Below are 14,339 nucleotides of genomic sequence, written 5' to 3'. Positions count from 1 at the left end.
GAAGAATGTCAGAGGCATTTTTGAGCAGATGTGGTATAGGAAAAGCAAATAATAAGAAACAAGAAAGGATAAAAAGATGGAACTGCCTTCAAATTATTTAGAAGAGATGAAAGAACTGCTCGGTGATCAGTATGAGGCATATCTTGCAAGTTTTGAGCAGAAAACCAGACAGGGACTTCGTGTAAATACCGCGAAGATCGCACCGGAAACCTTCAGGCAGAAGGCAGATATTTCTCTTGAATGTGTACCGTGGTGTGAGAACGGCTTTGCTTTTGATGAAAAGCAGACGGTGACAAAGCATCCATATTATTATGCGGGGCTTTATTATGTGCAGGAGCCAAGTGCGATGATCCCGGCATCACACCTTCCGGTAGAGCCGGGCGATTTTGTGCTGGATCTCTGTGCGGCTCCGGGCGGCAAGGCGACGGAGCTTGGTGCAAAATTAAAAGGAAAAGGCATGCTGCTTGCAAATGACATCAGCAATTCTAGGGCCAAAGGGCTTTTAAAGAATCTGGAGCTTTTTGGCATTTCGAATCTGTTTGTATCAAGTGAAGAGTCCGATAAGCTCAAAAAAGCTTATCCGGCGTATTTTGACAAGATCCTGATCGATGCACCGTGTTCCGGAGAAGGGATGTTCCGCCGGGATAAGGCAATGGTAAAAGACTGGCTGCAAAAAGGACCGGATTACTATGTGCCGATCCAGAGAAAGCTGCTGCTCGATGCGGCGGATATGCTGAAAAAGGGCGGAATGCTCCTGTATTCGACCTGTACATTTTCTGTAAAAGAAAACGAAGAAAACATCGCTTATCTTTTGCAGGAGCGGCCGGATATGGAACTTCTGATGCCAGAATGGGATGAATATTTCTCCCATGGAAAAAAAGAAGGATTTGAGAACTGTATCCGCATTTTCCCGCATCTGGCACCGGGCGAAGGTCATTTTGCGGCTCTGCTTGGAAAACGCACCGACGGCGAAGAACAGAGTGAAAAATGTCTGAAAAAACCGGCGAAAAGCAAAAAAACACCGGTGTCTGACCTCAAGGACTGCCCGGAATTTGCAGTATTTATGCAGCAGATAACAAAGCCTTTATCCGGAAAAACGGAAGTTCAGAAAGAACGCATCTATCTGCTTCCGGAAGGGACGAAGATCGAACGGGGTATCCGTTATCTTCGCACCGGGCTTTATCTTGGAGATCAGAAGAAAAAGCGGTTTGAGCCGTCGCAGGCTCTTGCCATGTGCTTAAAAGCAGAAGATTTTAAGAAGAGCGTCTCTTTTAAAGGGGACGATGAGCGTGTGATCCGTTACTTAAAAGGAGAGACCCTGGATTTATCCGACACAGAGGCGGAAAACGAAAAAGGCTGGGTACTGGTCTGCGTGGACGGTTACGGGCTTGGCTGGGGCAAAGCGGCCGGCGGTATCTTAAAAAACAAGTATTATGCAGGATGGAGAATGCAGTCATGAGTTATCGATTGGATCAGTATCTGACACTTGCCGGCGAGGGAAGTCGCTCCCAGGTGAAACAATTCCTGAAAAAGGGACTTGTCCAGGTGGACGGTATCACCGAAAAGCAGGCAAAGAGAAAAGTACTGGGGAACGAGCAGATCACGCTAAACGGAAAACCAGTATATTATGAAGAGCATTGCTATCTGATGCTGCACAAACCGGCAGGTGTGGTCACCGCAACCGAAGATAAAAAAGAAAAGACCGTCATGGATCTGATTACTTTGCAGCAGAAAAAGGATCTGTTCCCGGTCGGAAGGCTGGACAAAGACACGGAAGGACTGCTTCTTGTCACAAACGACGGAGAGCTGGCTCATCGTCTGCTTTCCCCGAAAAAACATGTGGATAAATGCTATTTTACGAGAGTGACCGGGCAGATCCATGAAGAAGATATCCACAGATTCAAGGAAGGGTTGGACATCGGAGATGAAAAGAAGACTCTTCCGGCGGACCTTGAGATCCTCTCGTCGGGAGAGATTTCCGAAGCGAAAGTCACGATCTGCGAAGGACGTTACCACCAGGTCAAACGGATGTTTGAGGCGATCGGCTGCAAAGTGATCTATCTGAAACGACTTTCCATGGGAAGCCTTAAGCTGGATCCGGCTCTGGAAAAAGGAGCGTTCCGCAAACTGACCGAAGAAGAGATTGCGGCACTTTTACAGCCGCCAAGAAAGGAAAAAGAATGAGCACAGATTTTTTGCCTGTTTCCAGAAAAGATATGGAAGAGAGAGGGATCGAGCAGCTGGATTTTGTCTATGTGATCGGAGATGCCTATGTGGACCATCCGTCGTTCGGACATGCCATCATCAGTCGGCTTCTGGAGGCACATGGCTTCCGGGTGGGGATCATTTCACAGCCCGACTGGAAGGATGAAAAGAGTATTTCCATTTTAGGGAAGCCGCGTCTTGGATTTCTGGTGTCGGCCGGAAACATGGATTCCATGGTCAACCATTATACGGTTTCCAGGAAAAGAAGACAGAAAGATGCTTACACACCGGGCGGTGTGATGGGAAAACGCCCGGACAATGCTACGATCGTCTACTGCAACCTGATCCGCCGCACCTACAAGCATACCCCGATCATCATTGGCGGGATCGAGGCGAGTCTTCGCAGACTCGCCCACTATGATTACTGGTCGGACAGCCTGAAACGCTCCATTTTGCTGGATTCGGGGGCAGATCTGATCTCTTATGGGATGGGAGAACACAGCATCATAGAGATTGCGGAAGCACTGGATGCGGGAATCCATGTACGCGATATCACGTTTATTGCGGGAACCGTTTACAAAACAAGGATGCTGGATGAAGCCGTCGATACGATCGTGCTGCCGTCCTATGAAAAATTAAAAGAAGACAAACTCTGGTATGCCAGAAGTTTTTATACACAGTACTGTAATACCGACGCATTTGCCGGAAAGCGGCTTGCGGAGCCTTACGGAGAGCATCTTTATATTGTGCAGAATCCGTCAGCAAAACCACTTACGCAGATGGAAATGGATGATGTCTATGCATTGCCTTATAAAAGAACCTGGCATCCGTCCTACGATGCCAGGGGCGGCGTTCCGGCAATCTCGGAAGTCAAATTCAGCCTGGTCAGCAACCGCGGCTGTTTTGGCGGATGCAGTTTCTGTGCACTGACGTTCCATCAGGGACGGATCATCCAGACGAGAGGGCATGAGTCCATTATCGAAGAAGCGAAACAGATGACGGAAGATAAGGATTTCAAAGGCTATATCCACGATGTCGGCGGACCGACCGCCAACTTTCGCCATCCGGCATGCGAAAAACAGCTGAAAAAGGGCGTGTGTCCGAACAAACAATGTCTGTTTCCAAAACCGTGCCAGAATATGCGGGCAGACCACAAAGATTATCTGATCCTGCTGCGTAAACTGCGGAAGATCCCGAAAGTCAAGAAAGTGTTTATCCGTTCCGGTATCCGCTTTGATTATCTGATGGCAGATAAGGATGAGAGCTTCTTCCGGGAACTGGTCAAATACCATATCAGTGGACAGCTCAAAGTGGCTCCGGAACATGTGGCGGACAAAGTGCTCGCAAAGATGGGCAAACCGGAGCATGCTGTTTATCAGAAATTTGTTAAAAAATATGAACAGCTCAACAGACAGGAGGGTATGAACCAGTTTCTGGTGCCGTATCTGATGTCCTCTCACCCGGGCTGTTCCCTGACAGAAGCTGTGGAACTGGCAGAATATCTCCGTGATCTTGGCTATATGCCGGAGCAGGTGCAGGACTTTTATCCGACACCGTCCACGATCTCGACCTGTATGTACTATACCGGTGTCGATCCGCGGACGATGGAGCCGGTCTACGTTCCGAAAAATCCGCATGAGAAAGCGATGCAGAGAGCTCTGATCCAGTACCGCAATCCGGCCAATTATGAGCTGGTCAAAGAGGCACTGTTAAAGGCACACCGCAGCGACCTGATCGGATTTGACGCCAAATGTCTGATCCGCCCGCGTCCGGATAAAAATCGTCAAAATTATCAGGGCACGGATAAAAATCGCCGGGGACAAGATGACAGAAACATGGGTGGCAAAAACGCAGGCAGAAAAAATACAGGAAACAGCAGCAATCAAAATGGACGAAATACTGCAAAAGAGCGTCCGACAGGCAAAAAGAAGACAATCCGCAACACGCATAACAGAAAGAAGAAGTGATATGTCAGAAAGAAAAAAGATTGCCATTGTAACGGGAGCCTCTTCCGGTATGGGAAGAGCATTTGTACAGCAGATCATGGACAAGTACCGCAGACTCGATGAAATCTGGGTGATTGCAAGGCATCTGCAAAAAGAGATGTGGCAGGAATGTTTTGGGACAAAGATCGTGCTTCTGCCGCTGGATCTTTTGCAGGAAGCACAGCAGAAGCGGTTAAGATGCAGGCTCTTTGCGGAGGATGTCCGGGTCAAGATTTTGGTAAATGCCGCCGGAATGGGACGGATCGGAACATTTGAAGAGATCACACTTCCGGAGCATCAGCAGACGACGAGGCTGAACGACGAAGCACTGATGACCGTCACGTATCTGTGCCTTCCTTATATGGAGAAAGGCAGCCATATCATTCAGATGGCATCGGCATCGGCGTTTGTGCCGCAGCCGGGATTTGCCGTCTATGCAGCATCAAAAGCTTATGTGCTGAGCTTTTCCAGAGCACTGCGAAGCGAAGTGCGAAAAAAAGGTATCACCGTGACCTGTGTGTGCCCGGGACCGGTGGACACGGCTTTTTTTGAAGGAGCCGAGAAATACCATAAAATGCCGCTGTTTAAGAAAAAATCTATGGCAGATCCAAAGCCTGTCGTGGAAAAGGCCGTTTATGATGCGGCCTGCGGGCGGGCATTGTCCATTTACGGATGGTCGATGAAAGCGTTGTTTCTTGCGTGCAAGATTTTGCCGCATCGTCTGATTATTGACCTGACTGCCATATTTTTTAAACCATAACGCAACCGGCAGCCAGACTCTGTGAAAGGACCGACTGTGAATCGGAAACAACTGGAGGAAATCATGAAGAGAGACAAAGGAGAATTTGGGTATATCAAATCCCAGAAAATCAAACGCGGACTGATCACGCTGGTGATGTTCGCAATCCCGATCATCATTTTTCTGACCGGGCTTTTTATCACAAAGACAAGGCTGAATATGTTTACCTTTGTGGCGATCATGGGGTGTATCCCGGCAGCCAGAGCAGCAACCGGGTTTATCATGATGCTGATGCAAAAACCGGCATCGGAAGCATTAAAAGAAAAGATCGAGCAGGTAAACGAAAATGTACGGATCTTATATGATATGACCTTTACTGCTTATCAGAAAACAGTTCCGGTCGATGCAGTTGCCGTGAGCGGGACGCAGGTGATCGGTTATGTGAGCAGTGAAAAAGCGGATCTTTCGTTTGGAGAAGAACACATCCGGGAGATTTTAAAGAACAATAAATGTAAATCGGTCGGTGTGAAACTGTTCCGAGAGGAAAAACGTTTTCTGGATCAGTTAAAGCAGATGAACCAGAAACAGAGTGAACATGAGACGACGGGCAGCCGGAAGGCAGAATATATCTGCGACGTGCTGCGTGCGATCGTACTTTAACAAAATCAGGCAGCAAAGAGGATTGCGAATATCCGCCTGACAACAGTAAAATACCGGGAAAGGAAAAGCAATGAGAGAACTTGTGATCTCAAAGTACGAGGCAGGGCAGCGTTTTGATAAATTTCTCGCAAAATATATGGAACTGGCACCGAAAAGCTTTTTCTATAAGATGATGCGAAAGAAAAACATCACGCTGAACGGTAAAAAAGCAGCAGGAAATGAAAAACTGGAAGAGGGAGATACAGTGAAACTGTTTCTCTCCGAAGAGACGATCGAAGGATTCCGGGAAAAGAAAAAAAGAGCCGTACATACCGGGGCAAAGCTGGATATTCTCTATGAAGATGAGCAGGTCATGCTGATCAACAAGCCGGCAGGGATGCTCTCGCAGAAGGCGGAAAAAGGCGATATTTCCATGGTGGAGCATCTGATTTCCCATCTTCTGGATACCGGCGAAGTGACCGAAGAAATGTTAAAAACATTCCGGCCGTCCCTGTGCAACCGTCTGGACCGCAATACGAGCGGAATCGTGGCAGCGGGCAAGACGCTGCAGGGTTTGCAGATACTCTCCGGGCTTTTCAAAGAACGTACCCTGCACAAATATTACCTTTGTATTGTAAAAGGCGTGATCAAAGAAGAACAGGATGTCAGAGGATGGCTTCTGAAAAACGAAAAGACCAACCAGGTCAGAATTTTCAAAAACGAGACAAAGGATGCTAGACCAATCCACACAAAATATCGTCCGCTTGCAGACAATGGGCAGGAGACGCTTCTGGAGATCGAGCTTCTGACAGGACGCACGCATCAGATCCGTGCCCATTTGTCCTATATGGGACATCCGATCTTCGGTGATCCGAAATACGGAGACGCAGTGTTGAATAAAAAACTGACTTCCGGGTACGGACTTCACATGCAGCTTCTGCATGCCTGGCATCTGGTATTTCCAGAGCTTTCCGGTGATTTTGAAGGACTTTCCGGTAAAAGCATCTACGCTCCGGCACCGAAGCAGTTTGTGAGTATTGCACAGAAAAGAGGACTTGGAACATGGGAACATGGAATTCCAGAGGTTTAAGAGGGTCCGCACTTGAGGAACTGATCAACCGCACGAACGAACAGTATCGCGAGAAAGGGCTGGCACTGATCCAGAAGATCCCGACTCCGATCACGCCGATCAAGATCGACAAAGAAAAGCGTCATATCACGCTGGCGTATTTTGATCAGAAAAGTACGGTCGATTATATCGGGGCAGTGCAGGGGATCCCGGTCTGCTTTGATGCAAAAGAATGTGCGTCAGATACCTTTGCTCTCCAGAATATCCATCCGCATCAGGTCGCTTTTATGCAGGATTTTGAAAAACAGGGCGGGATCGCCTTTCTGCTGATCTATTATACCGGAAGAAATCTGATCTTATATCTTCCGTTCAGGGATATGATACGCTTCTGGGAACGGGCACAGAATGGAGGACGCAAAAGTTTCCGTTTTGAAGAAGTAGATCTTTCCTATCAGATTGAAGCCGGACACGGCGTATTTGTACCGTATCTGGAAGCGATTCAAAAAGATTTGGATGCCAGGGATTGACAGAAATCAGAATTGAGCATATAATAACATCTGATTTTGCATGATAATTAGGTAACACGTTAATACAATAAAGTGAAACAGATGGAGAATTTGAAGGATCTAATGCATGATTTTATACGGTAATGCCGATATTTACATGACGGGATTATTGCATATTCTCACAAAGAGCAAGGGCAGAGGAGAATGGAGGAACCTATGGAACAGAGACTGCTGCACACACCGGAGGGCGTGCGTGATATTTACAGCGGAGAGTACGCCAGAAAGAAAGCACTTTTACAGAAACTGCACAGAGTCGTAGAGGGTTACGGTTACTGTGATATTGAGACACCGACCTTTGAATATTTTGATGTATTCAGCAGAGAGATCGGAACGACTCCGTCCAAAGATCTGTATAAATTTTTTGACCGCGAGGGAAACACCCTTGTACTTCGCCCAGATATGACACCGGCGATCGCCAGAGCCTATGCAAAATATTTTTCCAATGAGGAACTGGGTGTCCGACTTTCTTACATGGGAAATACGTTTGTAAACAACTCAAGCCTTCAGGGACATTTAAAAGAAATGACACAGCTCGGTGCGGAGCTGATCGGGGACGGCAGCGTGGAAGCCGATGCCGAGATCACGGCAATGATCGTAGAGATGCTGCTGGCAGCCGGACTTACCGAATTTCAGGTGAGCATCGGACATGTAGAGTTCTTCCAGAGCCTGCTTGCAGAGGCCGGTGTTGACAAAGCTACCGAGCAGGAACTTCGCAGACTGATCACCAACAAAAACAATTTCGGTGTCGAGACACTGCTCGAAGAGCGGAACATGAATGAAAAGCTGACGAACCTGTTCAAACGCCTTCCGCAGATGTTCGGAAACATCGAAGTGCTCGATCAGGCAGAGAGTATGACGGATAATACACAGGCTCTGGCGGCGATCGCCCGCCTGCGTAAACTGTATGAGATCATCCGCAAATATGGATATGAGAAATATATTTCCTTTGACCTTGGTATGCTTGGAAGCTACGGTTATTATACCGGCGTACTGTTTCGTGCCTACACGTTCGGAACGGGAGATGCCGTTGTAAAAGGAGGTCGCTATGATCAGCTGATGGGATACTTTGGAAAGCCGGCAGCATCGATCGGATTTGTCGTGCAGGCAGATGAGCTTTTAAATGCACTTTCCAGACAGAAGATTGCGGTTCCGGTCGAAGAAGGACCGACGCTGGTTCTCTATGACAGTTTCGTCCGTGATCAGGCGATCGAAGCATCCATTCAGATCCGCAGGGACGGAGGAAAGGCAGCTCTGATGAGAAGAATAGAAGGTTATCCGCTTTCTTTCTACAGCGCCTATGCGAAACGCAATGCACTGGAAAAGGTTGTTTATTTTGCAGCGGACGGAAACGTACAGACAGTGAAACCGCAGGAGGAAAAAGAATGAGATATCTGACATTTGCACTGGGAAAAGGACGGCTCGCAAAGAAAACACTGGAGCTGTTTGAGAAAATTGGGATCACCTGCGAGGAGATGAAGGACAAAGATTCCAGAAAACTGATCTTTGTCAATGAAGAGCTGAAACTGCGTTTCTTTCTTGCAAAAGGACCGGATGTGCCGACTTATGTCGAATACGGTGCGGCTGATATCGGTATCGTAGGCGAAGATACCATCCTGGAAGAACAGCGGAAACTGTATGAAGTTTTGGATCTTGGATTCGGAAAATGCCGGATGTGCGTCTGCGGACCACAGTCTGCGGCAGAACTTCTGAAACATCATGAGCAGATCCGCGTGGCAACCAAGTATCCGCATATTGCAAAAGACTATTTTTATAATAAAAAACACCAGACAGTAGAAATCGTCAAACTGAACGGTTCTATCGAGCTGGCACCGATCGTCGGACTTTCCGATGTGATCGTCGATATTGTGGAGACCGGTTCCACACTTCGCGAAAACGGTCTGGTCGTACTCGAAGAAATATGCCCGTTATCTGCCAGAGTGGTAGTCAACCAGGTGAGCATGCGTATGGAAAATGAAAGAATTACAAAGATTTTGACAGATCTGAAATCTGTGATCAAACAGGAGGCATAAAAGAATGCGTACAATAGCACTTACAGAGGAAACCAGAAAAAACGTGCTTGAGAATCTGCTGAAACGCAGCCCGAGCAGCTATGGAGAATTCGAGGATGCTGTGGCAGAGATCGTTGAGAATGTACGAAACAACAAAGATGCGGCAGTGTTTGAATATACGAAAAGATTTGACGGTGCCGATATCAACGCCGGAAACATCAAAGTGACAAAAGAAGAGATTGACGAAGCTTACGAACAGGTTGATCCGTCTCTTCTGGATGTTATCCGAAAAGCACTGGTCAACATTCGTGAATATCACGAAAAACAGAAAAAATACAGCTGGTTTGACAGCAAACCGGACGGAACCATGCTTGGACAGAAAGTCATGCCGCTTGCAAAAGTCGGTGTCTATGTTCCGGGTGGAAAAGCAGTTTATCCTTCTTCTGTTCTGATGAATGTTGTACCGGCAAAAGTGGCAGGTGTGGAGAAGATCATCATGACGACCCCTTGCGGAAAGGACGGAAAAGTGTATCCGTCCACACTTGTTGCCGCTATGGAGGCAGGAGCCGATGAGATCTACAAAGTGGGTGGTGCCCAGGCGATTGCAGCTCTGGCATTCGGAACCGAGAGTATACCAAAAGTAGACAAGATCGTAGGTCCTGGAAACATCTATGTGGCACTTGCCAAAAAAGCTGTTTACGGACATGTCAGCATTGATTCCATCGCCGGACCGAGCGAGATCCTGGTACTGGCAGATGAGACAGCCAATCCGCATTATGTGGCAGCCGATCTGCTCTCTCAGGCAGAACACGACGAGATGGCTTCTGCGATCCTGGTAACGACAAGCCGTGACTTTGCAGATAAAGTTTCCAAAGAGATCGAAGGCTATTTAAAAACTCTCTCAAGAAGCGAGATCATCCGCAAATCACTGGACAATTATGGCTACGCACTGATTGCAGAGACGATGGACGAGGCGATTGAGACTGCAAACGAGATCGCATCTGAGCATCTGGAGATCGTGACGGCCAACCCGTTTGAAGTAATGATGAAGATCCGCAACGCCGGAGCCATCTTTATCGGAGAATACAGCAGCGAACCGCTGGGCGATTATTTTGCCGGACCAAACCACGTACTGCCGACCAACGGAACTGCAAAATTCTTCTCCCCGCTTGGCGTAGATGACTTTATCAAACGTTCCAGCATCATCTATTATTCAAGAGAGGCACTCAAAGATATCCACAAAGATATCATCCAGTTTGCCGAGGCAGAAAAACTGACGGCACATGCAAATTCGATCCGTGTCCGTTTTGAAGAGGAAGATGCCAATGAGTAGGACAGCCACCATCACCCGGACAACAAAAGAAACGGATATCGCAATGACGCTTTCCCTTGACGGAAGCGGAAAATCCAAGATCAGTACCGGCATCGGATTTTTTGATCATATGCTGGACGGATTTACCAGACATGGGCTGTTTGATATGAAACTTTCCGTAAAAGGAGATCTCTATGTGGACTCCCACCACACGATCGAAGATACCGGGATCGTGCTCGGCAATGCGATCCGCGAGGCAGTCGGTGACAAAAAAGGCATAAAACGCTACGGACATTTCATTCTTCCGATGGATGAGTGCCTGGTCGTGTGTGCCGTCGATCTGTGCGGAAGACCGTATTTATCCTTTGATGATGTATTTACCGTACCGAAATGCGGGGATATGGACACCGAAATGGTACGTGAATTTTTCTATGCTGTTTCCTATGCGGCAGCAATGAATCTGCATATAAAAGTCTTGACACCCGGAAATAATCATCATATGATGGAAGCAATGTTCAAAGCATTTGCGAAAGCACTGGACATGGCGGTTGGAATGGATAGCCGCATTACAGATGTGCTTTCGACGAAAGGAAGTTTATAATGCAGAAGAAAATTGTGGTACATATGTATCTGAAAAACGGGAAAGCAGTGACCGGATTTGACGGAAAAGAACTGCTTGAAGATGGCGATGTGATGAGTATTGCCCAGCATTACAGCAACAACGGGGCAGATGAGCTTCTGATCTTTGATCTGTCGGATGACGATGCAGATCACGAGCAGTCTCTCAATCTGATCCGCCAGATCAGCCGGGTGATCGATATCCCGATGAGTGGTGGCGGCCATATTAAAAATCTGGAAGATGTGAAAAAGCTTCTCTACGCAGGATGCCAGCAGGTTTTCTTAAATTATGCCAAAGCAGCTAATATCGACCTGACAGAAGAAGTATCCAAACGTTTCGGAAAAGAAAAAATCGCGATCTGTACAGACAGTTTTGCACAGCTGCAGGCAAACAAGGCGAGGGTAAATGAATATACCTCCCGTGTGATCCTGCTCTGCGATGAAGTGGATGTGCGTACAACTGCCCGCCTTGTAGAAGTGCCGGTACTTCCGGTTTCCACACGTGCAGACCGTCACGGCCTGCTGAAGCTTCTGATGCTCGACAATATCTGCGGTGTCTGCGGAGATACATTCTCTGATCTGAATGAAGATCTGATGGCAGCCAAGCTGGAAGCGAAAAAGCATGGCGTTGAGATCAATACGTTCGAGAGCAAGATGAGCTGGAATGAGCTGAAACTGAACTCCGACGGCATGATCCCGGTTGTTGTGCAGGACTACAAAAATCTGGAAGTGCTGATGGTCGCTTATATGAACCGTGAAGCTTTTGAAAAGACTGTGGAGTCCGGAAAGATGACCTACTGGAGCAGGAGCCGCAACGAACTGTGGCAGAAAGGTGCGACCTCCGGACATGTCCAGTATGTCAAACAGCTTTCCATCGACTGCGACAACGATACCATCCTGGCAAAGGTGCAGCAGATCGGTGCCGCATGCCATACCGGGAACCGCAGCTGTTTCTACCGTGAGATCTTAAAGAAAGATTACCATGAGACCAATCCGGCGATCGTTTTCGACCATCTCTATAAGCTGATCGAGGATCGCAAACAGCATCCGAAAGAAGGATCTTACACCAACTACCTGCTTGAACAGGGCATTGACAAGATCCTCAAAAAAGTCGGAGAAGAAGCGACGGAGATCATCATTGCAGCGAAAAACCCGAATCCGGAGGAGATCAAGTACGAGATTTCCGATTTTCTGTACCATGTGATGGTACTGATGTCTGAACGCGGTGTGACTTGGGATGATATCACCAGAGAGCTTGCAAACCGCTAAGGGTATGATTTTGATATAACCGAATAAAACCCCGCCTTTTTGCATAGCGTATAGCAGAAAGGCGGGATTTTTATGCATACAGGCTTAAGTGAAGAGCAGAGACGGCAGATCGAAAAGATGCGGCGGCAGAGCGGCCGTATGCCGGTTTACCGGAAAACGGCAGAAAAAGTGAATGATTTTTCAGAAAAAACAGAAGAACTTTCACAGAACGGGAGTTCTTTTTTTACACGCCTTCTGGCGGCAATGCTGCTGCTGGCACTGTTTTTGCAGTTTCATTTGAGCGGCAGTTCGATCTTTGGATATAACAGCCGGGAGGCAGTCACGGCGGTCAGTCAGAGCATAGACTTGCAGAAAGTGGCAGATTCTGTTAGAATAAAATAATATGTGGGTCAGAACGTCATGGATTTCAGACTCGCGAAACAGGAGAAAGCATAAATAAATACAGGTAATATAAGCATCAGGAGGAACCACATGGGGAATAAACAAAGGGGAAAAATGAAAAAAAGACTGCTTGTGGCAGCACTTGCGGCATGCATGGCATTTCCGGCAAGTCTTTCGGCACAGGCAGCAGGCACGGTACACGGCAAAAAGGTCGGCTGGATACAGGAAAAAGGGCAGACGTACTACTGTGATCCATCTACTCTGCAGAATGTACGCGGCAAATGGCAGCTGATCGGCAAAAATTACTATTATTTTGACCAGCTGGGCAGATTGATCCGCAACAAATGGGTTGGAAATTATCACGTCGGCGACAACGGAGCCCTGGAAAAAAACAAGTGGATCGGCAAATATTTTGTCGGTGAAAACGGAAAGTGGATCAAGAAATTCAAGGGCGGCTGGTATAAGATCAACAAAAAGTGGTATTATTATACAAAAGAAGGCGTAAAGAAAACCGGCTGGTTAAAGTACAAAGGCAATAAGTACTATCTGGATAAAAACGGTGTGCGTCTGACCAAGTGGCAGAAGATCAAGAATACCACCTACTATTTTACGAAAAAAGGTAAACAGCGGAGTACTTCCTGGAAAAAGAAAGGCGGCTGGTATTACCCGACCAGCACGACCGGCTCGGTGTACAAAGGCGAGCGTATGAACACAGGAAGCCGCCTGACAGCAACCAAGATCGAGTACCGCACTTCCACGCTCAAAGTCATCCTTCGCAAACACAGAGCGTACAGCACCTGCTACTGGACTGCGGATATTAAGATCAACAATCCAAACCAGATGTTTTCAGCATTTTCCTATGGGACGTATGGCGGAACAAGAGAGACGACTTCGCATGCGGTAAAACGCACCAAATCAATCATCGGCATCAATGCCAGTGCTTTTTCCTATTCGGACGGCAGACCTTGTTTTGATGCAGTGAAGATCCAGAAAGGCAAGATCTACAACCGTGCAGGCGGTACAAGCTATTCCAACTGTGCCGTTCTCTGGGACGGAACCATGTTTACGCCGGAAGTACATCTTTCCGCCGAAGATCTGGTGGAAATGGGCGTAAAAGACAGCTACAATTTCGGACCGCCGCTGATCGAAAACGGCAAAAAAGTTACATACAATATGGCAAATTCTGCAAACGACTGGTCACTGATGTTCTATAAAGATCCAAGAAGTGCCGTCGGTATGGTAGAGAAAGGCCATTACATTCTACTCGTTGCAGACGGAAGAGGGATCGGCGGTTCCCTCGGACTTACCAGAACCGAGATGCAGAATATTTTCAAAAGCTACGGCTGTACCTACGCCTACAATATGGACGGCGGCGGATCAGCAACCCTTGCTTACCGCGGAACGGTGCTGAACCATCCATCCGACGGAGCAGAGCGGGCATGTGGAGATTTCCTGCTGTTCAAAGAATAAGAGGTAAAGAACAGCTGAATAAAACTTATAAAAGTATATAAACAACTGTTGAATTTTGCAGGTTATTAGTATAGAAT

14 protein-coding genes are annotated in these 14,339 nt (G+C 47.5%); all 14 read left to right on the top strand.

The window, feature by feature from the left end; genetic code table 11:
• Positions 1–76 precede the first annotated feature (76 nt).
• Entirely contained in the window at positions 77–1,459 is a 1,383-nt protein-coding gene (locus LKD42_RS07605) for an RsmF rRNA methyltransferase first C-terminal domain-containing protein (RefSeq protein ID WP_248835308.1), read from the top strand.
• Positions 1,456–2,184: a pseudouridine synthase gene (locus LKD42_RS07600; RefSeq protein WP_248835307.1), complete on the top strand. Its 729-nt coding sequence runs from the start codon at positions 1,456–1,458 to the stop codon at positions 2,182–2,184. The genes LKD42_RS07605 and LKD42_RS07600 overlap by 4 nt, the downstream gene beginning before the upstream one ends.
• Complete coding sequence (locus LKD42_RS07595) at positions 2,181–4,172, top strand: YgiQ family radical SAM protein (protein ID WP_248835306.1); 1,992 nt, start codon at positions 2,181–2,183, stop codon at positions 4,170–4,172. Before LKD42_RS07600 ends, LKD42_RS07595 begins: the two co-directional genes overlap by 4 nt.
• A gap of 1 nt (position 4,173) precedes the next feature.
• Complete coding sequence (locus tag LKD42_RS07590; RefSeq protein ID WP_248835305.1) at positions 4,174–4,950, top strand: SDR family NAD(P)-dependent oxidoreductase; 777 nt, start codon at positions 4,174–4,176, stop codon at positions 4,948–4,950.
• A gap of 63 nt (positions 4,951–5,013) precedes the next feature.
• A complete protein-coding gene (locus LKD42_RS07585; RefSeq protein WP_022118555.1) occupies positions 5,014–5,589 on the top strand; it encodes a hypothetical protein in 576 nt (191 codons plus the stop codon).
• A 70-nt stretch (positions 5,590–5,659) separates the two neighbouring features.
• Positions 5,660–6,658 carry an RluA family pseudouridine synthase gene (locus tag LKD42_RS07580; protein WP_248835304.1) on the top strand — a complete coding sequence of 333 codons (999 nt, stop codon included), beginning with the start codon at positions 5,660–5,662 and terminating at the stop codon, positions 6,656–6,658.
• Positions 6,631–7,164 carry a Holliday junction resolvase RecU gene (locus LKD42_RS07575; protein WP_248835303.1) on the top strand — a complete coding sequence of 178 codons (534 nt, stop codon included), beginning with the start codon at positions 6,631–6,633 and terminating at the stop codon, positions 7,162–7,164. The genes LKD42_RS07580 and LKD42_RS07575 overlap by 28 nt, the downstream gene beginning before the upstream one ends.
• A gap of 195 nt (positions 7,165–7,359) precedes the next feature.
• The gene (hisZ, locus tag LKD42_RS07570) at positions 7,360–8,589 is read left to right on the top strand and encodes an ATP phosphoribosyltransferase regulatory subunit (RefSeq protein WP_248835302.1); all 1,230 of its coding nucleotides are present in this window, start codon (positions 7,360–7,362) and stop codon (positions 8,587–8,589) included.
• Entirely contained in the window at positions 8,586–9,233 is a 648-nt protein-coding gene (gene hisG / locus LKD42_RS07565; RefSeq protein ID WP_248835301.1) for an ATP phosphoribosyltransferase, read from the top strand. The genes hisZ and hisG overlap by 4 nt, the downstream gene beginning before the upstream one ends.
• Positions 9,234–9,237: 4 nt before the next feature.
• Positions 9,238–10,545, top strand: coding sequence for a histidinol dehydrogenase (gene hisD, locus LKD42_RS07560; protein WP_248835300.1), 1,308 nt, complete (start codon positions 9,238–9,240; stop codon positions 10,543–10,545).
• Positions 10,538–11,125 carry an imidazoleglycerol-phosphate dehydratase HisB gene (hisB, locus tag LKD42_RS07555; RefSeq protein WP_022118561.1) on the top strand — a complete coding sequence of 196 codons (588 nt, stop codon included), beginning with the start codon at positions 10,538–10,540 and terminating at the stop codon, positions 11,123–11,125. Before hisD ends, hisB begins: the two co-directional genes overlap by 8 nt.
• Positions 11,125–12,411, top strand: coding sequence for a bifunctional phosphoribosyl-AMP cyclohydrolase/phosphoribosyl-ATP diphosphatase HisIE (gene hisIE, locus LKD42_RS07550; protein WP_173866378.1), 1,287 nt, complete (start codon positions 11,125–11,127; stop codon positions 12,409–12,411). Before hisB ends, hisIE begins: the two co-directional genes overlap by 1 nt.
• Positions 12,412–12,483: 72 nt before the next feature.
• Positions 12,484–12,792, top strand: coding sequence for a hypothetical protein (locus tag LKD42_RS07545; protein ID WP_248835299.1), 309 nt, complete (start codon positions 12,484–12,486; stop codon positions 12,790–12,792).
• Between the two features lie 90 nt (positions 12,793–12,882).
• On the top strand, positions 12,883–14,262 hold the full coding sequence (locus LKD42_RS07540) for a phosphodiester glycosidase family protein (RefSeq protein WP_248835298.1): 1,380 nt from the start codon (positions 12,883–12,885) through the stop codon (positions 14,260–14,262).
• The last annotated feature ends 77 nt before the right edge of the window (positions 14,263–14,339 follow it).

It is taken from the genome of Hominisplanchenecus faecis (assembly GCF_020687205.1).
Classification (GTDB): domain Bacteria; phylum Bacillota; class Clostridia; order Lachnospirales; family Lachnospiraceae; genus Hominisplanchenecus; species Hominisplanchenecus faecis.
The sequence above is the reverse complement of the archived record's forward strand: the minus strand, read 5'-3'. Positions and strand labels throughout refer to the sequence as shown.